Source organism: Marinobacter sp. UBA2688 (genome assembly GCF_002352785.1).
GTDB classification, from domain to species: Bacteria; Pseudomonadota; Gammaproteobacteria; order Pseudomonadales; family Oleiphilaceae; genus Marinobacter; species Marinobacter salarius.
Genome location: NZ_DELU01000022.1, coordinates 174,028 through 197,937 on the forward strand (window position 1 = coordinate 174,028; position 23,910 = coordinate 197,937).

Annotated in this window: 22 protein-coding genes; 7 read left to right on the plus strand and 15 right to left on the minus strand. The window is 58.0% G+C overall.

Translation table 11 applies throughout. The annotated features are described in order from the left end of the window. A partial coding sequence (gene tadA / locus B3M52_RS11095; protein ID WP_286749585.1) for a tRNA adenosine(34) deaminase TadA occupies positions 1-351 on the minus strand: 351 nt, incomplete at its 3' end. A 345-nt stretch (positions 352-696) separates the two neighbouring features. Between tadA and B3M52_RS11100 the strand changes: the two genes are divergently transcribed. Continuing rightward, the gene (locus B3M52_RS11100) at positions 697-1,908 is read left to right on the plus strand and encodes a virginiamycin B lyase family protein (protein ID WP_201296226.1); all 1,212 of its coding nucleotides are present in this window, start codon (positions 697-699) and stop codon (positions 1,906-1,908) included. A gap of 21 nt (positions 1,909-1,929) precedes the next feature. Here the strand turns inward: B3M52_RS11100 and guaA are convergent, their stop codons facing one another. Both guaA and guaB read right to left on the minus strand, forming a co-directional pair. Then, positions 1,930-3,507: a glutamine-hydrolyzing GMP synthase gene (gene guaA, locus B3M52_RS11105; protein WP_036205338.1), complete on the minus strand. Its 1,578-nt coding sequence runs from the start codon at positions 3,505-3,507 to the stop codon at positions 1,930-1,932. A 65-nt stretch (positions 3,508-3,572) separates the two neighbouring features. After that, complete coding sequence (gene guaB, locus B3M52_RS11110) at positions 3,573-5,036, minus strand: IMP dehydrogenase (protein ID WP_007152454.1); 1,464 nt, start codon at positions 5,034-5,036, stop codon at positions 3,573-3,575. Between the two features lie 228 nt (positions 5,037-5,264). Here guaB and xseA point away from each other — a divergent pair, with 228 nt between their 5' ends. The 3 genes from xseA (at position 5,265) to B3M52_RS11125 (ending at position 9,135) form a co-directional block, all read left to right on the plus strand. Beyond that, positions 5,265-6,620 (plus strand): exodeoxyribonuclease VII large subunit, encoded by a 1,356-nt coding sequence (gene xseA / locus B3M52_RS11115; RefSeq protein ID WP_091641318.1) that lies wholly within the window; start codon positions 5,265-5,267, stop codon positions 6,618-6,620. Between the two features lie 111 nt (positions 6,621-6,731). Next, positions 6,732-8,606, plus strand: coding sequence for a propionyl-CoA synthetase (locus B3M52_RS11120; RefSeq protein WP_075196212.1), 1,875 nt, complete (start codon positions 6,732-6,734; stop codon positions 8,604-8,606). 319 nt (positions 8,607-8,925) lie between these two features. Next, positions 8,926-9,135 carry a cold-shock protein gene (locus B3M52_RS11125; RefSeq protein ID WP_008169155.1) on the plus strand — a complete coding sequence of 70 codons (210 nt, stop codon included), beginning with the start codon at positions 8,926-8,928 and terminating at the stop codon, positions 9,133-9,135. Positions 9,136-9,212: 77 nt separating this feature from the next. On the opposite strand, the gene leuA is transcribed toward B3M52_RS11125, so the two are convergent. Continuing rightward, positions 9,213-10,913, minus strand: coding sequence for a 2-isopropylmalate synthase (gene leuA / locus B3M52_RS11130; protein ID WP_075196213.1), 1,701 nt, complete (start codon positions 10,911-10,913; stop codon positions 9,213-9,215). Positions 10,914-11,059: 146 nt separating this feature from the next. On the opposite strand from leuA, the gene B3M52_RS11135 reads away from it, so the two are divergent. Then, positions 11,060-11,557: an Lrp/AsnC family transcriptional regulator gene (locus tag B3M52_RS11135; protein ID WP_075196214.1), complete on the plus strand. Its 498-nt coding sequence runs from the start codon at positions 11,060-11,062 to the stop codon at positions 11,555-11,557. Between the two features lie 4 nt (positions 11,558-11,561). On the opposite strand, the gene B3M52_RS11140 is transcribed toward B3M52_RS11135, so the two are convergent. Together B3M52_RS11140 and B3M52_RS11145 are read right to left on the minus strand one after the other, a co-directional pair. Continuing rightward, positions 11,562-12,176 (minus strand): TetR/AcrR family transcriptional regulator, encoded by a 615-nt coding sequence (locus tag B3M52_RS11140; RefSeq protein ID WP_075196215.1) that lies wholly within the window; start codon positions 12,174-12,176, stop codon positions 11,562-11,564. 10 nt (positions 12,177-12,186) lie between these two features. Beyond that, positions 12,187-12,615 carry a PaaI family thioesterase gene (locus B3M52_RS11145; protein ID WP_036205331.1) on the minus strand — a complete coding sequence of 143 codons (429 nt, stop codon included), beginning with the start codon at positions 12,613-12,615 and terminating at the stop codon, positions 12,187-12,189. Between the two features lie 108 nt (positions 12,616-12,723). Here B3M52_RS11145 and B3M52_RS11150 point away from each other — a divergent pair, with 108 nt between their 5' ends. Continuing rightward, a complete protein-coding gene (locus B3M52_RS11150; RefSeq protein ID WP_075196216.1) occupies positions 12,724-14,457 on the plus strand; it encodes a proline--tRNA ligase in 1,734 nt (577 codons plus the stop codon). 37 nt (positions 14,458-14,494) lie between these two features. On the opposite strand, the gene murB is transcribed toward B3M52_RS11150, so the two are convergent. The 9 genes from murB to B3M52_RS11195 form a co-directional block, all read right to left on the minus strand. Then, positions 14,495-15,529: a UDP-N-acetylmuramate dehydrogenase gene (gene murB / locus B3M52_RS11155; protein WP_075196217.1), complete on the minus strand. Its 1,035-nt coding sequence runs from the start codon at positions 15,527-15,529 to the stop codon at positions 14,495-14,497. Beyond that, positions 15,526-16,005 carry a low molecular weight protein-tyrosine-phosphatase gene (locus B3M52_RS11160; protein ID WP_036205328.1) on the minus strand — a complete coding sequence of 160 codons (480 nt, stop codon included), beginning with the start codon at positions 16,003-16,005 and terminating at the stop codon, positions 15,526-15,528. Before B3M52_RS11160 ends, murB begins: the two co-directional genes overlap by 4 nt. Then, on the minus strand, positions 16,002-16,799 hold the full coding sequence (kdsB, locus tag B3M52_RS11165) for a 3-deoxy-manno-octulosonate cytidylyltransferase (protein ID WP_041334280.1): 798 nt from the start codon (positions 16,797-16,799) through the stop codon (positions 16,002-16,004). Before kdsB ends, B3M52_RS11160 begins: the two co-directional genes overlap by 4 nt. A gap of 12 nt (positions 16,800-16,811) precedes the next feature. Beyond that, complete coding sequence (locus tag B3M52_RS11170) at positions 16,812-17,000, minus strand: Trm112 family protein (protein ID WP_007155362.1); 189 nt, start codon at positions 16,998-17,000, stop codon at positions 16,812-16,814. A gap of 10 nt (positions 17,001-17,010) precedes the next feature. Continuing rightward, complete coding sequence (gene lpxK / locus B3M52_RS11175; RefSeq protein WP_075196218.1) at positions 17,011-18,021, minus strand: tetraacyldisaccharide 4'-kinase; 1,011 nt, start codon at positions 18,019-18,021, stop codon at positions 17,011-17,013. Further along, entirely contained in the window at positions 18,018-19,793 is a 1,776-nt protein-coding gene (gene msbA / locus B3M52_RS11180; protein WP_075196219.1) for a lipid A export permease/ATP-binding protein MsbA, read from the minus strand. Before msbA ends, lpxK begins: the two co-directional genes overlap by 4 nt. Next, positions 19,786-20,211, minus strand: a complete 426-nt coding sequence (locus B3M52_RS11185) for an ExbD/TolR family protein (protein WP_036205324.1) — start codon at positions 20,209-20,211, stop codon at positions 19,786-19,788. The genes msbA and B3M52_RS11185 overlap by 8 nt, the downstream gene beginning before the upstream one ends. 5 nt (positions 20,212-20,216) lie before the next feature. Continuing rightward, entirely contained in the window at positions 20,217-20,843 is a 627-nt protein-coding gene (locus tag B3M52_RS11190; protein WP_007155358.1) for a MotA/TolQ/ExbB proton channel family protein, read from the minus strand. A 92-nt stretch (positions 20,844-20,935) separates the two neighbouring features. Continuing rightward, entirely contained in the window at positions 20,936-23,317 is a 2,382-nt protein-coding gene (locus tag B3M52_RS11195; RefSeq protein WP_075196220.1) for a DNA internalization-related competence protein ComEC/Rec2, read from the minus strand. A 95-nt stretch (positions 23,318-23,412) separates the two neighbouring features. Between B3M52_RS11195 and B3M52_RS11200 the strand changes: the two genes are divergently transcribed. After that, a partial coding sequence (locus tag B3M52_RS11200) for a DUF2062 domain-containing protein (RefSeq protein ID WP_286749593.1) occupies positions 23,413-23,910 on the plus strand: 498 nt, incomplete at its 3' end.

The window sequence follows — 23,910 nt, forward strand, 5'->3', positions numbered from 1 at the left end:
CCGAGCCGACACCACGGCACCCGCCTTCGGTTCCGCCGCACCGTACACCAAACGACTGATGCGGCTGTGCACAATGGCGCCCACACACATAGTGCACGGCTCAAGGGTGACGTAAAGCGTGGCACCCGGCAACCGGTAATTGCCCGCACGTCTTGCCGCGTCCCGCAGGGCGCGTATTTCAGCATGAGCGGTGGGGTCGCATCCACTGATCGGTGCATTATAGCCAGCTCCGATTTCCCGTCCATCCAGCACGACCACTGCACCAACTGGCACCTCACCAGCGGCTCCGGCCTGACGGGCCAGCTGCAGCGCACGCTTCATCCAGGAATAATCATCATCAGTGCCAGCCATAATGCCTGCCCGGTCACACCCCTCTGTTCGTCACGTCAGCGCTCGACAAAACGGGGTATGCAACCTATTAAAACAAAAGATTTATTGAGGGATGATTAAAGGGTGCAGCAACAATATCTGAGGCGGCATAATTTGTACCATCATCAACCAGGCGACATATTACCAAAGTTGGAAACGAGTGCGCGAATACCTGAATTCGCGTCTACTCAGCAGATTTCATCATTGCCTGGCATTCAGTTTAGAGTAAAAGCACGCCAACCCGGAACTTTCATTACCTCACAATGTCCACAGCATCGTGACGTACGATTACAATAAAGGTCTTCCCGAATGACAGGAGTCGTTCTCATGAGCCTACCTGCATCCCTGACAGCTGCAGTCGTCGTTCTACTCGGCACCACGCAAGCCTCCCTTGCGCAAAACAATTCGCAATCTTCACTACCCGAAGGTGCCGGCAAAGCATTGGTCGAGAACGCCTGCACAGCCTGCCATGGCGTCTCCACCATCAAACGCTCAGCTGGTTACAGCTCACCTGAAGAGTGGCGACGGGTTTTCTCCACCATGATTGACCTGCAAGATGAGCAGGCCACCAGGGTCGCCAATTATCTGGCCCAACACTTTCCGGAAGACCCCGGCAGGCGACCAACTCTGGTTCCGGGAAATGTCGACATTGAGATTACTGAATGGACAACACCTACCCTTGGGCAACGCACTCGGGACCCGATTGAAGCACCAGACGGCTCTATCTGGTGGACAGGTATGTGGGCGAGCCTGGTTGGAAAACTGAACCCGAATACTGGCGAAATGAAAGAATACAATTTACCGCCATCAGCCCGGCCACACTCCATTGTCCCTGATGAGGATGGCAACATCTGGTACACCGGAAACAGCAACGCCACTATCGGGAAGCTGAATCCGGACACCGGCAATATCACTGAATATGAAACGCAGGCCAAAGACCCTCACTCTGCCGTGTTTCATCCCAACGGCAACCTGTATTTCACGGCTCAGCACGCGGCCATGCTGGGCCGACTGGATCCTGAAACCGGTGTATTGAAGGAAGTTAACACTGAAGCCAGGCCCTATGGAATCAAGGTAGATTCCAACGGCACCGTTTGGATTGCCTACAATGGCACGAACAAGATTGGCGCCATGAACCCGAACACTATGGAGGTTCGTTATTACAACCTGCCGGATAAACGAACCCGAGTACGTCGACTTGACCTGGATAGCCAAGGCAACGTTTGGTACGTCAATTCAACGAGGGGAAAAATCGGCCGACTGAACCCGGATACCGGCGCAATCACCGAATGGGATTCCCCCAGCGGCACGGACTCTCATCCTTACGCATTGGCCGTCATCGACGACATTATCTGGTACAACGAATCGGGCATGCGACCTGATGCAATCGTCAGATTCGACCCGAAAGCCGAGACCTTTCAAAGCTGGGCCATTCCCTCGGGAGTTGGGATCATTCGCAATGTTTGGGTGACTGAAGAAGAAAACCTGCTAATCCATCAAAGCAGCACCAATCAGGTCGGGTTGGTCAGAATTAACTGACCAACCCGACCAGCATACCGGTCACTCCCACTCGATGGTTGCCGGCGGCTTGGAGGAAACGTCGTAGGTTACCCGGGAGACACCTTCAATTTCATTGATGATGCGATTGGATACCGTTTCCAGCAGATCGTACGGCAGGTGTGCCCAACGGGCGGTCATGAAATCGATGGTTTCCACTGCGCGCAATGCCACCACGTATTCATAGCGTCGGGCATCACCTACCACTCCAACCGATTTGACGGGCAGGAAGACCGCAAATGCCTGGCTGGTTTTGTGGTAAAAGTCAGCACGGTGCAACTCTTCCAGGAAAATAGCATCAGCCCGACGGAGGATTTCGGCGTATTCCTTCTTCACTTCACCCAGAATCCGCACGCCCAGGCCGGGCCCGGGGAATGGGTGGCGATACACCATGTCGTAAGGCAGTCCAAGCTCCAGGCCAATACGGCGAACCTCGTCCTTGAACAGTTCCCGCAGCGGCTCCACCAGCTTCATTTTCATGGTTTCCGGCAGACCACCCACATTATGGTGGGATTTAATAACATGGGCTTTACCGGTCTTGGAGGCTGCGGATTCAATGACATCCGGGTAGATGGTGCCTTGGGCCAGCCAGTTCACATCGCGGATGTTGGCGGCTTCTTCGTCGAACACATCAATGAAGGTGTTGCCAATGATCTTGCGCTTCTGCTCAGGATCATCAACACCCTTGAGCTTGGACAGGAACAGGTCTTCGGCATCAACGCGAATAACCTTCACACCCATGTTGCTGGCGAACATATCCATCACCTGATCGCCTTCGTTCAGGCGTAACAGGCCGTTGTCCACGAACACACAGGTCAACTGGTCGCCGATGGCTTTGTGAAGCAGCGCAGCGGTAACGGAAGAATCCACACCACCAGACAGACCCAGAAGCACCTTGCCACTGCCCACCTGGTTACGGATCTGTTCCACCGCATCGTCAACAATCTTGGCTGGCGTCCACAGAGCCTCGCACTGGCAGATGTTGAGAATGAAGTGCTCCAGGATGCGCTTGCCCTGCAGGGTATGGGTCACTTCCGGGTGGAACTGGACGCCGTAGAGGTTACGCGACGTATCCTGCATGGCCGAAATCGGCGCACTCTCCGTTGATGCCAGCAGTTCGAAGCCCTCCGGCATCACCACAACCTTGTCGCCATGGCTCATCCACACATCCAGCAAAGATTCGCCGGTTGCCGTGAGATGGTCTGTAATATCTTTCAGCAAAGGCCCCTTGGCCCGCACTTTGACCTGGGCATAGCCAAATTCCCGCTTCTCGGAACTGGCAACACGACCGCCCAGCTGCTCGGCCATGGTCTGCATGCCATAACAAATGCCCAGAACCGGAATCCCTTTTTCGAACAGGCCTTCCGGCGCACGAGGGCCACCCAGTTGAGTCACGGACTCGGGGCCGCCCGCGAGAATGATACCTTTGGGATTGAACTCTTTCAGTTCCTCATCGGTAATATCAAAGGCCTTGATCTCACAATAGACCCCAATTTCCCGAACGCGGCGCGCGATGAGCTGGGTGTACTGGGAACCGAAATCGAGAATCAGAATACGGTGGTCGTGGATGTTATGGGCCATGAAATCCTCGGAGCAGAAAGAAAAAACGAGGCTCACTGGGTGAGCCGCGCCCGAATCGACAGTGGTCAGCCGATACGGTAGTTAGGGGCTTCTTTGGTGATGGTCACGTCGTGGACGTGACTCTCACGCATGCCCGCATTGGTGATGCGGACGAACTCAGGCTTGGTGCGCATTTCTTCCATGGTGGCACTGCCGGTATAACCCATGGAAGCCCGCAGGCCGCCCATCAACTGGTGCACAATGTTCCGCATCGGGCCCTTGCAGGCAACGCGGCCTTCAATGCCTTCCGGCACCAGCTTCTCAATGCCTTTACTGGCGTCCTGGAAGTAACGGTCACTGGACCCCTGCCCCATGGCTCCAATGGAACCCATGCCGCGGTAGGCTTTATAGCTACGGCCCTGATACAGCTCAACCTCGCCCGGGGCTTCGTCAGTACCGGCCAGCAGGCTGCCGATCATGACACTGTAGGCTCCGGCTGCAATGGCCTTGGAAATATCGCCAGAGAAGCGAACGCCACCATCCGCGATCACGGGCACACCACGGTCTTTCAAGGCGGCGGCCACATTGGACACTGCTGTGATCTGTGGCACGCCAATGCCGGCCACAATACGGGTCGTGCAGATGGAACCGGGACCGATACCTACCTTGACCGCGTCTGCACCAGCGTCGGCCAGATCGATTGCGGCATCAGACGTAGCAATGTTGCCGCCGATCACCTGAACTTCCGGGAAATGTTCTTTAATCCAGCGAACCCGGTCGAGCACGCCCTTGGAATGGCCATGGGCCGTATCCACTACGATCACGTCAACTCCGGCCTCAACCAGCGCGGCTACACGTGCATCTGTATCTGCACCGGTGCCAACGGCAGCGCCAGCTCGAAGACGGCCCTGCTCGTCCTTGCAAGCGAGCGGATAGTCCTTCGCCTTCTGGATATCCTTGACGGTAATCAGCCCGCGCAATTCAAAGTCGTCATTCACGACCAGGACTTTTTCAATGCGGTGACGATGCAACAGCTCTTTCACGTCGTCCAGGTTGGCACCCTCTTTCACCGTCACCAACTTGTCCTTGGCGGTCATGATTTCCGAGACAGGCGTGTCCAGGCGGCTTTCAAAGCGAATATCACGACCGGTGACGATACCAACGAGATCGACACCGTCCACCACCGGCAGCCCCGAAATGTTGTTGGCCATGGTGATGTCCACGAGTTCGCGAACCGTAGTGTCCGGCGTCACCGTGATAGGATCCTTAACGACGCCACTTTCGAACTTCTTGACCTTGCGGACGGCCGCGGCCTGCTGCTCAACAGACATGCTCTTGTGCATGATGCCGATGCCACCTTCCTGAGCCATGGAAATGGCCAGATCAGCTTCGGTCACGGTATCCATAGCCGCTGATACCAGCGGAATATTCAGGGTGATACCTTTGGTCAGCTGGGTTTGCAGGCTGACCTGGTGAGGAAGAACCTCTGAGCGTCCTGGAACGAGCAGTACATCGTCAAAGGTGAGGGCTTCTTCGGCAATTCGCAGCATTGGGATCCGCCTTTTGAACATGCTAGATTGGAGAATTCTGACACCACACCCCGCAGGCTGTGGCAGTACAAAATTCTTAATCGACCTATTATAAATGGGCCTTGGTTGACAGTAAACCGGGGCTGACTACCTATTGGGTTGCATCTTTTTGAATTTTCGCTATTTTTACTCTCCAATTTTCGGCTTTTGCGTATACAGCAACCCCACAGAAACGAAGGAGCACCCCCTTTGGACAGCGGTTTCCAGGATTCCCGGCCCCGAGCACTGAGTGTCAGCGAGCTCAATCACCAGGCCCGCCACCTGCTGGAAGCCAGCTTCATGCAGGTTTGGGTTGAGGGTGAATTGTCCGGATTCTCCCGCCCCTCTTCTGGCCATTGGTATTTTTCCCTGAAAGATCGCAAATGCCAGATCCGCTGCGCCATGTTCCGGGGCTTCAACCAGCGGGTGAAAGAAATTCCGAAGGAAGGCGAGCAGGTTCGCATCCGCGGCAAGGTAACGCTTTACGAGAACCGGGGCGATTTCCAGATCATTGTCGAGCATGTCGAGCCAGCGGGACTCGGCGCGTTGCAGCAGGCCTATGAGGAGCTCAAACGCAAGCTGCAGATGGAGGGTCTGTTCGATGCAGCCCGCAAAAAACCGCTGCCATCAACCCCTCGCCACATTGGGGTTGTGACATCGCCCACCGGCGCCGCCATTCACGATATCCTGACCGTACTTGCCAGACGATGCCCGGCCATTCCCGTCACCCTTTACCCCACCGCTGTCCAGGGGCAGGCAGCAACAGCTGACATTGTCCGTGCCATTGACCGGGCAGCCCGACACGGACTCGCCGATGTGCTGATTATTGGTCGCGGTGGTGGCTCACTGGAAGATCTTTGGTGTTTCAACGAGGAAGCCGTCGCCCGCGCCATAGCAGCATGCCCCCTGCCAACGGTCAGTGCGGTTGGCCACGAAGTGGACGTAACCATTGCCGACTTTGTCGCCGACCTGCGGGCACCCACACCGTCCGCCGCTGCGGAAAAAATATCACCCGATCAGCAGGACTGGCTGCGACAGCTCAAGGAACGGGAACATCGACTCGCCGGCGCCGCCAGCCGAGCCCTCAAACGCATGGGGACTCAGCTGGCGCATCTTTCCGCCAGGCTCAGGGATCCCCGGCGTGAACTGATGGAAAAAGCCCAGCGCATGGACGACCTCGACCTGCGGCTGGGCAAGGCCATGCGTCAACGCATGGAGCGGGAAAAGGTACGCGCTGAGCACCTTGGCCAGCGCCTGAGAATGCAGTCTCCCGCAAAACGGCTCGACGACAACCGCAGGAGCGTCAGCCAGCTGTCCGAACGACTGACCCGCTTGGCTCGCCAGTCCGTCGTCCAACGCCAGGAGCGCCTTGAGCATCTGGCTCAAACACTGAATGTGGTCAGCCCGCTGGCGACGCTGGGGCGGGGGTACGCCATCGTCCAGCAGGAAAACGGGGATATAGTTCGCCAGGCCAGTGAACTCGCGCCCGGCGACAGGATCACCGCCCGTGTTGCCAGCGGCCACGTTGAAGCGAACGTGACCGCGGTCAATTCAGGAAACCAATAACTTTCAAAAAGACAGAAACTTAGCCTATGGTCTAGTAGTCCTATACCTCAAAGCGCCTAAAGTTGTGGGTATTACAAAACACAACAACAACAGTGATGCGAGGTGGATGTTATGGACTACCACTCCGAGTTCAGGCAATCAATCGACCAGCCTGACGCCTTCTGGCGCGAGAAAGCGTCTGCCATTGACTGGATGGAGCCCCCGAAAACCATCTGGCAGCCCACAGATAACGGACATGGGGAGTGGTTTCCCGATGGCGTCCTTAACACCTCCGACGTAGCACTGGATGCCAACATCCGGGCCGGGCGCGGCGAACAGAAAGCCCTGATTTACGATTCTCCGGTCACCGGCACCACCCGCTCATACACCTACAATGAGCTCACCCGTGCGGTGGCAATCTTCGCCGGCGCCCTCCAGGACAGAGGCATCACCAAGGGCGACCGGGTGATTCTCTACATGCCCATGATTCCGGAAGCCGTCATTGCCATGCTGGGATGCGCCCGGATTGGCGCCATTCATTCCGTGGTCTTTGGCGGTTTCGCATCCAATGAACTGGCGGTGCGCATCGATGATGCCAAGCCCAAGGCCGTCATCACAGCCTCCTGCGGCATCGAAGTCAGCAAGGTCATCGAATACAAGCCCTTGGTGGACAAAGCCATCGATCAGGCGGACCACAAGCCCGAGTGTTGCATTGTGTTTCAGCGCCCGCAGGCTAAGGCCACGCTTCAGGAAGGTCGCGATTTCGACTGGGGTGAAATGGTTAGCCGGGCCCGGGCGGTAGACCCGGTGCCTGTCAGGGCCACCGACCCGCTTTATATCCTCTACACGTCCGGAACCACTGGTAAACCCAAGGGCGTTGTGCGCGACAACGGCGGCCATGCCGTCGCTCTTCGCTACAGCATGCACCTGGTTTACGACGCCAGCCCGGGAGATGTCTACTGGGCCGCATCGGACGTTGGCTGGGTGGTCGGGCACAGCTATATCGTCTATGCCCCCTTGTTTGCAGGCTGCACCACCATTCTTTACGAGGGCAAGCCGGTCAAAACTCCGGATGCCGGCGCCTTCTGGCGCGTGGTCCAGGACCACGGCGTGAATCTGTTGTTCACGGCACCGACCGCCTTCCGGGCGGTCCGCAAGGAAGACCCTGAGGCTGATCAGCTGTCCCGCTACGACATCAGTTCCCTGAAGCGCCTCTTCCTGGCCGGCGAACGACTGGACCCACCCACCTACGAATGGCTGAAGGAACATACCCGCCTGCCAATACTGGACCATTGGTGGCAAACCGAAACCGGCTGGGCAATCTGCTGCAACCCCGTGGGCATCGAGATGATGACGACGAAACCCGGCTCCGCCACGCTTCCGTCCCCCGGATTCAACGTTCAGGTGGTGGACATGGAGGGCCATCAGGTGCCCGCCGGCGAACAGGGCCAGATTGCCGTTAAGCTGCCCTTGCCTCCGGGCTGCATGTCCACGGTCTGGGGTGACGACGCCCGATTCCGTAACACTTATCTTGCCCCCATCGAAGGTTTCTACAGTTCCGGTGATGGAGGATTTGTTGATGAAGACGGCTATGTGTTCGTGATGGGGAGAACGGACGACGTTATCAACGTCGCGGGCCACCGGTTGTCCACCGGAGAGATGGAGGAAGTGGTGGCGGCCCACCCGGCCATCGCGGAATGCTGCGTGGTCGGTGCTCACGACGACATGAGAGGCCAGGTGCCCGTGGGGCTCGTACTGATCAAGGACGGCGCAACCATCGACCACGACGAACTTGAAGAAGAGCTGGTTGAGATGGTGCGCGAAAAAATCGGCGCTATTGCCTGCTTCCGCAAGGCGCTGGTCGTGGAACGACTCCCCAAAACCCGGTCCGGCAAGATCCTGCGCCGGGTAATCCGACAAATCGCCGATGGTGAGGACTACGCAGTGCCAAGCACGATTGACGACCCCGCCATACTGGAAGAAATCAGCGAGCAGTTCAAAAGCTGACCACGAGACGCTGTCACCAATCGGAATCTGCGCCACAACGGTGCATCCGTTTGGTGACGATTTTATGACAACTTGTTGTTTTTGCGGATTAAAAAACTTAAATAAAGTGCTAAAAAAAGCGTTGACGCCCTCCCATCTCGGTCTATACTGAAATTGCTGTGAAAATACAGCGGTATTTGGTGAATGCGTTTCAACGTCCTGCCGCAGTGCTCTTCGTTGCCCCTTTCCTCAGTACTTTCTGAATTTTTACAGCGCCGGTATTCCGACTGGATACCGATGGTCCCGTGAGGGCAAAATTTGAGAAATACAGGAAAGATCAATGTCAGATACAAAAACAGGCCACGTAAAGTGGTTTAACGAGTCCAAGGGCTTCGGCTTTATCGCCCAGGACGGTGGCAGTGACGTTTTCGTTCACTATAGTGCAATCAACGCGAGCGGTTTCCGCACCCTGACCGAAGGTCAACAGGTGCAGTTTACCGTGACTCAGGGTCCGAAAGGTCCCCAGGCGGAAAACGTAACCCCAGTCTGAGGTTACGCGACCCCGCCCTATGCCCCTCACGGGCACAGGGAATCCGAAAAAGCCGGCATTCGCCGGCTTTTTCTTTTTCAGGCATCCGCTTCCGCCGACGCCTTATTGGTGACCCCATCCCGACGACCAGCTTCGACCACCTGGGAAACCGCTGAAAACAGCGCCTGCAAGGTAGCCGACGTGGTATCCTCGGCCAGAGCGGCCGCACTGCAGTGATGCCCATCCACAGTCACACGGATACAGGCCAGTGCATTGGCGTTGGTGCCCTCACCCAATGCGAATTCATCGTAGGCTTCTACCGCCAGGGTTACGCCGTATTCCGCCTCCAACGCCGCTGACACTGCCTCGACCGCTCCGAGGCCATGACCTTTGAGTATGATCGGGTCGCTTTCAGCGCCAATACTCACAACGGCATTCACGCCCTCATCATCCCGGTGAAGGTCATAGGATCTCAACTCCCAGGCTTTGGCCACCTTCAGGTAACGATCTTCGAACAACCGATGAATCGTCAGTGAGTCAATCTCTCCGCCGTTGGTTTCGGCCTCTCGCTGCACCAGCTTACTGAACTCGATCTGCAACCACCGTGGCAGGCTGATGTTGTAATCACGCTCCAGGACATAAGCCACACCACCTTTGCCAGACTGGCTGTTGATGCGAACCACTTCCTCATAACGGCGACCGAGGTCGTGAGGATCGATGGGCAGATACGCCACATGCCAGCTTTCGCCTTCGGTGCGGCGGGCCAGGCATTTACGGATGGCATCCTGGTGGCTACCCGAGAAGGCTGTAAACACAAGCTCACCGGCATAGGGGTGGCGGGGATGGGTGGAAATCTCGGTACAGGCTTCAACCACATCGGTAATCTCAGCCATTCCAGACAGGTCCAGCGTCGGATCCACGCCCTGTGAGTAAAGATTCATCGCCATGGTGACCAGGTCCATGTTGCCGGTACGCTCACCATTGCCCATCAGCGTGCCTTCCACCCGGTCAGCGCCGGCCATCACCGCCAGCTCCGCCGCCGCTACGGCACAGCCACGGTCGTTGTGGGTGTGGACGCTGATACTGATGTGCTCGCGATACCGAACGTGATCGCAGATCCACTCGATCTGATCGGCAAATACATTGGGGGTCGCCATTTCCACGGTGGCTGGCAGGTTGATCACCACCGGCTGGCCCTGATCCGGGCGCCAGACGTCGTTTACCGCATCGATCACGTCCGCGGCGTATTCCAGTTCCGTTCCGGTAAAGCTCTCCGGCGAATACTGGAAAGTCCATTCGGTGTCCGGGTACTTGGCGGCGTTGGCCTTGACGATGCGGGCACCATTGACCGCAATATCTTTCACGCCTTCGCGGTCCATGCCGAAGACCTGCTCCCGCTGAACCGTCGACGTCGAGTTGTACACATGTACGATAGCCTTGCGAGCCCCCTTAAGGGCATCGTAGGTGCGCTCAATCAGCTCCGGCCGCGCCTGGGTCAGCACCTGAATGTGCACATCATCGGGAATGCGATCTTCTTCAATAAGTTTGCGACAAAAATCAAAATCCGGTTGGCTCGCTGCCGGAAAGCCAATCTCGATTTCCTTGAACCCCAGCTTTACCAGCAAATCAAACATCCGCTGCTTCTGCGCTACCGACATCGGCTTTACCAGTGCCTGGTTGCCATCCCGCAGATCCACCGCACAAAAACGGGGAGCGGTGGTGATGACTTTGTCCGGCCAGCGACGATCGGTTTTCGCCACCGGCGTAAACGCAACGTATTTACGATGATCAAATGCCATTGGGGTGATTCCTTGCTGTTCTCACGGGGAATTCATTGATTGTGTATCAGGATAACGCGTCACACAGGGAAAATGATTGCTTTTTCTCCCTTAAGAAACCCAGAATAGACACAATATTCCAGGATACTCACTAAAGGTGCAATTTTATGTCAACATCCGACAAGCCGCTTGTTAAAATCGACAGGATTGACCGCCATATCCTCGAACAGTTGCAACAGAATGGCTCGCTGACAAACCAGGAGCTGGCAGACAAAGTCGGTCTTTCACCCTCCCCTTGCCTGCGACGGGTCCGCGCACTGGAGGACGCCGGCATCATAGTTCGGCAGGTAACAATCCTTGATCACAAAAAGCTGGGACTGTCCCTTACGGCGATCATACTCATCGGCATGGACCGGCACACCCCCGAACGCTTTGCCACGTTCGAGCGGCAGGTGGGTGAATACCCCGAAGTTCAGGAATGCTACCTGATTACCGGCCAGGACGCCGATTACATGCTCAAGGTGGTAGTGCCCGACATGGATCATTATCACCACTTTCTGCTAAATCGCATCACCCGCATCCAGGGCGTCAGTGGTGTGCACTCCAGCTTTGTGCTGAGGCGGGTTATTGACAGTACGGCCCTGCCTCTGGGGTATCTGTCCTGACTCGCTAGCGGATGAGCTCGGCGAGATAGGCCCGGGCCATGCATTTGAGCTCACTCACCATCGAACGGGCCTGATCGTCCGGCAGGGTAGCCGCAAGCCTGAGAACGGTTCCGGCCGAGCGGGGCAACATCAGGCTCGCCGTCCAGCGACGGTCTTCCGGAATGCGGGGGCAGACGTCCCGCAAGCGGTTATCCAGGTCGCGGGCATGGCTGTAGAGCTCACGGATATCCAGGTCCCGCAATTCGGGCATCGATTCCACCCCGCTCCAGATCACGGAATAGGCAGGTTCGGTCCGATAAAACTCATAGAACAGGTCAATCAGAACGTCTACGGCATCCACCAGCTCCAGAGTCTGGAGCCGCTCCCGCAACGCCATCTCCATGCGCTCAACATGCCCTTCAGCAATCGCCTTTACGATGGCCGCCTTGTTGGGAAAGTAACGATAGAGGGAGGCGAGTGACATGCCGGACTGACGGGCAATGGCAGACATACTGGTGGCATCGACACCCACCTCGTGGAAAATCGCTGCCGCATGGCTGAGAATGCTATTCACGCGCTCGCGGCTTCTGGCCTGAACAGGCTGACGGCGAGGCGTGATATCTACGGTTTCTTCGGTCATATCTCCTGCTTCAGTCGCGGTTATACGGTAAAGCATAGCTGCCCGTTACATGGGCGACCAGTTTCTCCTCGTTTCCCTGCCCGGATAGCAACCGCACCTCGCAAAAAGCAAGTCGGCGCCCCATCCGCAGAACCCTCGCCTCCCCTATCAGGTCGTCCGGTGCCGGCTTATGCAGGAAATTGATCGACAGGTTGCTGGTCACCGCCATCTCAACCTGACCAATGGCGGCCATCACCGCCGCGTACATGGACGCATCCGCCAGGGCCATCTGTACCGGGCCAGACAGTGTGCCGCCGGGGCGAATCAGGCGTTCGGAAAACACCAGGCGGGTGCGGGCGAACCCGTCTTCCCGCGCTTCGTCGACGGTAAATCCGATATCCTCGGCCATAGGCACACCGGCCCTGATAACGGCCTCGACTTCAGTTGCGGTCAGTGTCATTCGCAGCTCTCCCAATGTCCATCTGTACCTCGTGGTAATCGCTCCGTACAATAGCGAGCACGACAGGATAAATAAAGAACCCCTTCTCAACTGCTTACGGATAACACAATGCGAGCAAGCCGCTACCTGATTGCCACCCAAAAAGAAACGCCTGCCGATGCCGAGATCATCAGCCATCAAATGATGCTCCGGGCAGGAATGATCCGAAAACTGGCCTCCGGCCTCTACTCCTGGCTGCCAATGGGATTGAGGGTGCTTCGCAAGGTTGAACGCATCGTGCGCGAGGAAATGGACAAGAGTGGCGCACAGGAAGTGCTGATGCCTGCGGTACAGCCGGCGGAGCTGTGGCAGGAGTCCGGGCGCTGGGAACAGTATGGCGGTGAACTACTGCGGATGAACGACCGCCATGGTCGCGACTTCTGCTTCGGGCCCACCCACGAGGAGGTCATCACCGATCTGATCCGCAACGAGCTGAAAAGCTACAAGGAATTGCCCGCGAACTTCTACCAGATCCAGACCAAGTTCCGCGATGAACGACGTCCCCGGTTCGGCGTGATGCGTGCGCGGGAATTCATCATGAAGGACGCTTACTCGTTCCATGTGAATGCGGAATCATTGAACGACACGTATCAGGTCATGCATCGCACCTACTGCGCCATCTTTGATCGACTGGGCCTGGATTACCGCCCCGTCGAGGCGGATTCAGGCGCTATCGGCGGAAGCGCGTCCCACGAGTTCCATGTACTGGCCTCATCCGGTGAAGACGCCATTGTGTTCAGCACCGACAGCGACTATGCCGCCAACATTGAGAAAGCCGAAGCCGTTGCGCCTGCCGGAGACCGCTCATCGCCTTCCGAAGAAATGGCGGAGGTGGCCACACCAGAGCAACGGACCATAGAGGCCGTTGCCACATTCCTGAACGTAGACGCCAGTCGCTGCGCCAAGACCTTGCTGGTCAAGGCCGAAGAAGACGACAACGGCCACAGCGGCCTGATTGCCCTGATTCTTCGGGGGGATCACACCCTTAATGAAATCAAGGCGGAAAACCTGCCCGATGTCGCTGAACCGCTGACCATGGCCACCGATGAGGAAATCGAACAGGTTGTCGGTTGCAAGGCCGGCTCCATCGGCCCCGTGAACCTGCCAGTGCCGGTCATTGTCGATCGCAGTGCGGCACACATGGTGGACTTTGTCTGCGGCGCCAACAAGGAAGGCCACCACCTGACCGGCGTAAACTGGGAACGCGATGTAGCCCTGAGCCGCGTGGAAGACCTGCGCGATGTGGTCGAGGGCGATCCCAGCCCAGACGGCAAGGGCACCCTGGAAATCCGGCGCGGTATTGAAGTTGGCCACATTTTCAAGCTGGGCAATAAATACAGCAAGGCCATGAACGCCACGGTACTGGATGAAAACGGCAAGAGCGCCACCCTGGAAATGGGCTGCTACGGTATCGGTGTCTCCCGGATTGTCGCCTCTTCCATTGAGCAGAACCACGATGATAAGGGCATCATCTGGCCCGATGCCATTGCTCCGTTTGAGGTGGCTATCGTGACACTGAACGGCCACAAATCCCCTTCGGTCATGGCTGCCGGGGAAAAGCTCTATGAGCAACTTCGCCAGGCTGGTTTTGATGTCCTTCTGGATGACCGGAACGAACGTCCGGGCGTGAAGTTCGCGGATATGGAACTGATCGGCATCCCTCACCGGTTCGTGGTATCCGAGCGGGGCCTGACGGCAGAAACCCTGGAATACAAGGGCCGCCGTGACAAAGACAAGCAGGATATTCCACTCGCTGAGGCACTCCCCTTCCTGATTAGCGCCTCCCCCCGCAACGGCCTTTAAGGCACCGTGCAACGAGCGTAATCGGTTCAGGCCTGCCCTATGGGCATGAACCGATTACGCCCGGTTCCATTTCCAGCGCAATACCAAAGCGGGCTTCAACATCCTCCCGGATACGGTTGGCCAATGCCAACACGTCCTGACCGCTGCCATTCGAATGGTTCACCAACACCAGCGCCTGACGGTTATGGACGCCAACGCGGCTATTGCGATACCCCTTCCAGCCACACTGGTCGATCAGCCATGCGGCCGCCACCTTGGCATTATCATCACCGGGGTAGCCGGCGATCTCTGGGTGTTGCTCCTTCAATGACTCCCAGGTTGCCAATGGCACAACTGGGTTCTTGAAGAAGCTACCGGCATTGGGAAGCTGTTCCGGATCAGGCAATTTGCGTCGACGAACAGCCATCACGGCACTGGCGACATCAAGCGGAGTGAGATCGCGCAGGTCCTGCCCGTCGAAATAGTCGCAGAGGTCACGATAATCCAGTGAGAATGGTCGGGAGCGGGACAATCTCAGACGAACCTCTGTGATGACGTAGCGCCCGGGTTCGTGTTTGAACACGCTGTCACGATAGCTGAAATGGCACAGACTGTTGGTCAGCACCACTTCGTTGCCGGTCTGCCGATCCAGGGCCCGGATATCCACCAGGGTGTCCTGCAACTCCGTGCCATAAGCTCCGATGTTCTGAACCGGTGCCGCCCCGACAGTGCCAGGAATCAGCGCAAGGTTTTCAATCCCTCTGTAGCCGGAGGAAGCCGCGTACAACACACTTTCGTGCCAGTTTTCACCAGCGCCCAGTACCAGTGTAGCCTCGTCGCCACTAACCTGCTCCCAGCACCGGCGTGCGATGGCGATGCGAATCACCAGCCCCGGATAATCCCCTGCAAATACCAGGTTGCTGCCACCTCCGAGCAGGAGCGGCTCAACCGATGCTTCCGATGCCCACGCCAGCGCTCTCCGGAGCGCCTCGACAGTGGTGACTGACACAAAATACCGCGCCCTCGCCTCGATACCAAGACTGTTCATCGTCCCCAGGGACACGTTCTCCCTGATCTCCCCGGAACGGGTCACACCAGCCGCTCCCGGATATGCTCAAGAAGACCTTCACTGGCCTCGGTAATCAGGTCAAGTACGTGCTCGAAGCCCTGGTCGCCACCGTAGTATGGGTCCGGCACTTCCTCTTCATCAGAACGACCAAACCCCAGAAACAATGCCGGCTCGGTCCCGCCATGTTGCTGCCAGATATCCCTGACGTCCGCGAGATTCTGACGGTCCATCACCAGTACGTAATCGAACCGGTCCAGATCCGGCGCCTGGAACTGGCGGGCCCGGAGATCACTGATATCGATTCCGCGCTTGCCGGCAGCGGCCATGGCGCGTCCGTCCGGGGCCTTACCCACATGCCAGTCGCCGGTGCCGCAGGAATCGATGGCAATGCGACTTTCGAACCCGGACTGCTGAACCACCTGGCGAAAGACACCTTCTGCGCTGGGCGAACGGCAGATGTTGCCAAGACAGACAAACAGTACGTTTACTTCCGGCTTCATGGGTGTCCTGCCCCCTTTTGTCTGGTAATCATGATTTGCCGCAGACGCTCTAGATCCTCGGCGGTATCCACGCCCGCAGGTGGCATCCGGCACGCTTCTTCGACGTGAATGCGGGCGCCATTGTAGAGTGCCCGCAGCTGTTCCAGGGATTCAGTGACTTCGGTCGGGGCTGGCGCCCAGGTCACGAAATTCCGCAGGAGGCTGACGCGGTAGCCGTAGATGCCAATGTGACGATAGTAATTGCTGTCTTCCGGTAGCGGCCGCGCCGCGGCGGTGTCGCCACCGTCCTGCCACGCATCCCGGGCCCAGGGAATCGGCGCCCGGCTGAAGTAGTGGGCCATGCCCCGGTTATCGAAAACCACTTTGACAACATTGGGATTGAACACACTGGTGGCGTCAGGAATCCGCTCGCAGAGGGTGGCGATGGCTGCGTCAGGGTGAGCTTCGAGGTTTGCGGCCACCTGGTCAATCAGTTCCGGTGGGATCAAGGGTTCATCACCCTGAACGTTGACAACCCGGTTGTCCGAACCAAACCCCAGTTTTCGGGCTACCTCTTCAAGACGGTCCGTACCACTGGCGTGGTTGGCGGAGGTCATCACTACTTCCGCGCCGAAGGCGGCACAGGCGGCCTTGATGCGTTCGTCATCCGTGGCGATCACCACACGACCAGCCTGACTTTCACACGCCCGCTCATAGACGTGCTCAATCATCGGCTTGCCGGCAATGTCTGCCAATGGCTTGCCAGGCAGCCGAGTAGAGGCATAACGTGCCGGGATAACGACGGTGTAGGACATACGGGCTTCCTGTCAGCGTTTGTGGAGTCGCTCGTCGGTCGTCAGAGTCCGGGCTTCGGTGGCGAGCATCACCGGTATCCCCTCGCGAATCGGAAAGGCCATCGCATCCTGATAGCAGACAAGCTCGGTTTTGGCGTCGTTCAGCTTCAGGTCACCTTTGCATACCGGACAGGCCAGCAGGGCCATCAGTTTTTTATCCATGGTGCGGTTCTCACAATGTCATTGTATCCAGCGATTGGTTGCAGTCATTGACGCGGGCCACGAACGCCTCGGAAAACACCTCGGGGAGGCTGGCCGTGACAGACAGGACCCAGGTGTTGTCAGGGGCGATCCCGCGGCACTTGACCGCATCCTTGGCGGTCATCACCAGCCATTCACCGTCTTCGGAGTGCAGGTCGGCGGGCGTAAAAGGATGATGGTCCGGCAAGGCAAGAGGCCTGACCTGGGCCCCCAGCGCCATCAGTGTATCGAAAAACCGGCTGGGATTACCGATCCCTGCCACTGCCCTCACGCGCCGGCCTTCCAGGCATTTCGGAGACAGCACTTCCCCGGTCACAAGGTTGCGCAGCTCAGTAGGGGCCAGGGTCATGGTGAACTGGCGCTCATGCTCGAGCTCGTCGAGATGGCCGCCATTGGTGATCACGAAGTCGACGGATTCCAGCCGCGCCAGAGGTTCACGCAACGGCCCCACGGGAATCAGGGCGCCGTTGCCGACACCACGGGCCGCATCGAAGACGGCAAGTTCAATATCCCGGGGAAGCCGATAATGCTGGAGCCCGTCGTCGCACACCAGAATGGTACCCAGCCCTTGCTCCAGTGCCCATAAGGCACCCCGTCTGCGATCCGGGTCCACCACAACCGGGCATCCCGATTGCGCGGCCAGCATTACCGGCTCGTCACCGGCGATCCTGGCGTCGGTGTCAGCGTTGACCAACAGCGGATAGCGATCAGACTTGCCACCGTAGCCACGGCTCAGGATCACTGGCTGCCACCCCTGGTCCTTCAGCAGGCTGGTGAGAGCGGCCGTCAGCGGGGATTTTCCTGTGCCCCCGGCGGTGATATTGCCCACCACCACCACGGGAACCGGAATGCGTTCGTTCATCGCCTGCCAGGCCCGGCGGCGACGGTTTTCAGAAATGGTGCGGTAGAGCCAGACCAGCGGATACAACGGCCACAGGGGGCGCCTACCGCTGTACCATACCCGTTCCACCAGCGTGGTCATGCCTGCTCGCTGAACTGCATCTGGTGGAGCTGGGCGTAGGCGCCGCCCTCGGCCAGCAATTCATCATGGCGACCGGACTCGACAATTCTGCCGCCATCCATCACCAGGATGCGATCCGCCTTTTCAATGGTTGATAGCCGGTGGGCAATGACCAACGTTGTACGACCCTGCATGACGGTTTCCAGTGCATCCTGTATGTGCCGTTCCGATTCCGTATCGAGGGCCGATGTTGCCTCGTCCAGGATCAGCACCGGTGCGTTTTTCAGCAGGGCCCTTGCAATGGCCAGTCGCTGGCGCTGGCCGCCGGAAAGCATCACGCCGTTGTCACCAATCATGGTATCCAGACCTTCCGGCATACGCTCGATGAACTCCAGCGCATGGGCCTTGGCCGCTGCATCAGTGATTTGCTCGCGACTGCAGTGGCGGAGTGCGCCATAGGCAATGTTGGCCGCAATGGTGTCGTTGAAAAGAACCACGTTCTGGGTCACCAGCGCAATCTGTGAACGCAGGGCTTCCAGGCTGAATTCTTTCAGGGAGTGGCCGTCCAGACGGACATCCCCACCGGTGTACTCGTAGAAACGAGGCAAAAGACTGACCAGTGTCGACTTGCCACTGCCCGAACGCCCGACCAGGGCAACACTCTGACCGGCGGGTATGTTCAGGGAAATATCCTTGAGAACGTCGTCCAACTGGTCACGATAGCGGAAGGACACGCTTTCAAATTCAATGTTGCCGTTAACCCGTTCCGGCGCGTAGGTGCCCGGATCGTGTTCCGGTTCCTCGTCCATGGTTCCGAAGACGTCGTGGGCAGCGGCAACGCCACGCTGGATCTTGGCATGTACGGACGTTACCTGGCGAATGGGCTTGGCCATGGTTGTTGCGGCGGTAATGAAGGCCACAAGCTGGCCGGTACTCATTTCGCCACGGATCTCCGGCGCCAGCATGGTCCACACCAGTGCCGCGATGGCAATCGCCACCAGCACCTGGATAACCGGGATGCTGATGGCCTGGGTGGAAGCCATCTTCAGGCTCTGCTCCAGGTTTTTCTCACTGACCTTGCGGAAGCGGTCGCGCTCATAGTGCTCGCCGCCAAAGGTACGGACCACCCGATAGCCACTGATGGACTCGGAAGCCGCATGGGTAATATCGCCCATCGACCCCTGGATACGTTTGCTGATTCTGCGGAAGCGCTTACTCGCGTAGCTGACCACCAGGGCAATCAACGGCCCCACGGCCAGGAATACTAGGGTCAACTTCCAGTTGGTGTAAATCATAAAGCCCAGCAGACCCAGGATGGTAAGCCCTTCCCTGAGGGTGATGGTCACGGCGTTGGTCGTGGCATCTGCCACCTGCTCAACATTGTATGTGATCTTCGAAACCAGACGGCCGGAAGCGTTCTCATCGAAATAGCGGGACGGCAGGCTCAGCAAACGGTCGAAGACTTGCTGGCGCAGAGCGTTAATAACCTGCCGCCCAACGTAACTGATGAAATACTGGCTCATGAAGGTGCCGACACCGCGAAAGGCAAACACACCGACAATCAGCAACGTCAGCAGAATCCGGTTCTTGTCGGTGGGGTTTTCCAGTGCCGTGATGACGTATTCCATCGCCGCAGCCATACCGGTGGAGGCCGCTGCGTAGATGATATTGCCAACCACGGCGAGCGAGAACGCCAGCCAGAAAGGCTTTACGTAAGCCAACAGGCGTTTGTAGGTTCCCCAGTTGGATGCCGGCTGGTGTGACTCTTCGGCTGTCGACGTGGCGTCACTCACTGCCTTCCGCCTCTCGTTCGGTGGTGATGCTGAGTTTGGCAAAACCAAGACGACCCGCCACATCCATGGCACGCACGACGAACTCGTGAGGGGTACGGGCATCCGCGGTGATGATGAACGGCAGCGACGTGTTGTCCTGTGCCAGTTCACTAACCGCCCTTTCCAGGGTTTCCCGACGATTATTCACCAGGGTTCGGTCGTTGAGGATGTACTGGCCCTCGGCGTTGATGACCACATCAATCAACTCCGCCTCGGATTCCGACCGCTCACCGTTGGCTTCCGGCAATTCGATATTGAGGTGGCTCTCACGGGTAAACGTGGTGGACACCATAAAGAATATCAGCAGCAGGAAGACCACATCGATCAGTGGCGTCAGGTCTACCCCGACTTCCTGACTTCTCTGACGCTTGAACTTCACAGTGTTCAGGCTCCTTCCACGTCAATTTCGCGGTCGCCATGCACCACTTCCACAAGCTTGATGGCTTCCTGCTCCATGCCGACAACCAACTCATCGACACGTCGAATAAAGTAACGGTGGCAGATCAGTGCTGGTATGGCCACGCTCAGGCCCGAAGCCGTCGTTATCAGTGCTTCCGAAATACCCCCGGCCAGATTACCGGCATCGCCTACACCGGCGAGCTGGATCTCTGCAAACACCTTGATCATGCCGATCACGGTCCCGAGCAGGCCCAGGAGAGGCGTAATGGTCGCAACGGTCCCGAGGGGGTTCAGGAAACGTTCCAGTTCATGAATGACCTGACTCGCCTCGTGCTCAATGCTTTCCTTCATGATCTCGCGACCATGTTTGGCATTCATCAACCCGCCGGCCAGGATCCGCCCCAGGGGAGACGACCCCTGCAGTGCCTTGAGCTTGCGCCCGTTAAGCTCCTTTTTCTTGATCCACCGCCACAGTTCGTTGATGGTGTGCTGAGGCGTTACCCTGGACGGTCTGAGCGTCCAGAAGCGCTCTAGAATGATGGCAAGGGCAAGAATAGAACAGGCAAGAATCGGCACCATGAGGATGCCACCGGCTTTCAAAAGCTCGAACACGCTTGGTCTCCCTGATTGTTTACAAGCCGCGCTACTTTAGCATAGCTGCCGGTGTAGGCCACACCCGGAATGTCACGGTTTTTACACTCTGTTCAGGGAGTTTCGGGTTTACGAATCCAGAACGGGGTCGCGGCCCTTGCCTTTGTGGTTATCACTCCACCCGGCTCCAGAACCAGCCTGATCGCGCCGGAGGTAGCGGTATTGGCGATATCGCTGCCAACGGACTGATACCGTTCAACCACGTCTGCATGGGGATGACCGAAACGGTGCCGGTAGCCAGCACTGACTACGGCGAGATTCGGAGCCATCCAGGCGACCCAAGGTTCCGATGAGGACGTTTTGCTGCCATGGTGGGGTGCCAGCACAACCCGATAGCGGTCGATATCATTCCGATAATGGTCGGCCCGGGCCATAAACTCCTCTTCCACCCGGCGGGTTATGTCGCCAGGCAACACCACCTCAACGGGCGGGACAACCGACGATACTGTCAGCACACAGGACGCGTCATTACCCTCAACCCTGCCCCGGCTTTGCCAGAGTTCCAGTTCCAGATCGCCCATCTTGACATCCACCTGGCCAGAACAGGGCTCAACCTTTACGCCTACGGGCAACTTGTCGGCAACTCTCCCGGGTTCGCCGGTAACAATCCGCCCGACTTTGAATCGGTCGAACAGCAATGGCAGCCCTCCGGCGTGATCACCATCGCCGTGGCTGATTACCAGGGCATCAATGCGGCGTACGCCCAGGGCATTCAGATTGGGAATCAGAACCGACTCCACCGACGAGTAGACTCCCTCCAGTGCCGGGCCAGTGTCGTAGAGCAGCACCCGGTCCCGCTCGCGAAGCAGGACGGATAGCCCCTGTCCGACATCCCATACCCAGATTTCAGGGTGGGCGACCGTCTCGTTCGTCCCCTCCATCCCCTCGCCCCGAAACACGATCATGGCAATCCATAACGACGTGACACAGGCAGCCGCCTTCCGAAACCCGTTGAAAGGGACCAGCAGAGCCATCAGAACCACCAAGGAAAATCCCGCAACCTGCAATGGGGCGGGCACCGTCAGCACAAGATCAACGTTCGCGAGCCAGGAAAGCCCCTGCCACAGAACCCCAAAAACGGCATCCAGCACGCCAATCACCAGGGCATCCGCAGAGGGGAGCAATACCAGTACAAAAGCTCCCACGACCAATAACGGCATGACCACCAGCGATACCCAGGGAATGGCAAACAGGTTGGCTACCAGACCGAGCACAGGCTGAGGCTGCCCCAGGGTGGATAATATCGGCCAGAGCCCGGCAAAGACGGCCACTTGGGCCAGCAATAGCCCCGTGAGCCAACCAGTCCTGCCAACACGGAGGGCAAACAGCAACACCAGAACCATCACGGCGCCGAAAGAAAGCCAGAACCCCTGGTCCAGAGGCGAAAACGAATCACTTAACAACACCAGGGCCAGCGCGGTCAGCAGCCCCGTAAAAACCCCGGTTTGCCGAGCGCCAACGAGAACCCACCCGGCGATGATGACCATAATAAGCGCCCGCCTGGTGGGCACGGAGAACCCGGCCACAAGCGCATACCCGATGCTCGCACTGGCGACCACAAGGAAAACCAGCATTCTTAGTGCCGCAGGCGATACTCGACGTTCAGGAAGACAAAGCAGCAGGCGGCGGCACAGGAAGCCTGCCCCAGCGGCAATCAACCCCAGATGCAGACCCGAAATAGCAACCAGGTGAATGGTTCCGGTAGCTTTCAGAACGTCCCAGTGTTCGGGCTGCATATGCCCGCGGTAGCCCATCATCAGGGACGTTATTAATGGGAAATGGCGCGCATCAGACAGCCTGCCCGAGACAGCGTCCACCAGTTCTCCCCGCCAGCGGTGATACCGGCAACGAAACGGGCACTCAAGGTGGTCTGAGCGGGAAAGCTCGCGGACTGTGCCGGTGGCACCAAACCCCTTCCGATACAGCCAGGATTCGTAGCGGAACCCCTCCGGATTCACCGCACCGTGGGGGCGCTTGAGCGCAACCGTGAGTATCAGCCGATGACCGGGCCTGGTCGTGGCCTCATCGCCGTACCAGGCGAGTCGCAACCGATCCGGCAAATCCTCATCGGAAAAGGTACTGTCGCCTTCGGGCAGATGCCATTGAGTCACGCAAAAGGCGAAACGGACGCTACCGAAGCTGCCTTCGGATGGGACATCACAAAGATACCCCGAGACGTCCAGTTCCAGGCCTTCCAGTGTCGTCGGTAGCACCGACTGCTGCCGGCCGTCCGCTTGCAGCGCCGCCCAGGCCAGGCCAACAATCCCACCAGCAAGCAGGACTGCGACCGCACTGAACAGCGGAGACCTGGCGAGAAGTATCGCGACAAACGGGATAGGTGTCGCGGAAATCAGCCAGTGCAAAGGTGGCAAGACCGCCAAGCTATACAGTAAGATAACGCCGCAGGCGAAGCCCACGAGGCCGACCCTGGCCATAAAACTTCCGGACAATCCTTGTCCTCCTGATAGTTGGTCAATTCCGGGAGCCGCCATACCCCGGAACCATTATCCCGAGCAGGCAGAACTTCCCAATGCCAAAGAAGTTCATGAAACGCTATCTACCAACGCCGGAACGGGTGCGCTCGATCGAGTCGCTGCACTTCCTCGGAGATATCCTTCATGAACCCAACTTGTGGCACATCAATCGCCACAGCGTCGCCAGGGCGTTCCTGGTCGGTATTTTCCTGACATTTATACCGATGCCGTTCCAGATGGTTGCCGCTGCCTTCTTCGCCATCTGGTTCAACGCCAACCTGCCGCTTTCGGTAGTGCTCGTCTGGATCAGCAATCCGGTGACCATGCCACCGATGTTCTACTTCAATTACAAGATTGGAGCCTGGATACTGGACAGACCGGTACTGAACTTCGAGATCCAGTTGTCCTGGTCGTGGCTCAGCGGCCGCCTGATGGATATCGGCATCCCTCTCTACCTGGGCTCGGTACTGGTGGCCACCTGCTCGGCCTGCCTTGCCTATCTGGTCATTCAATTCCTGTGGCGGCGCAAGGTCCGCAGCGACTGGCGGGAGCGC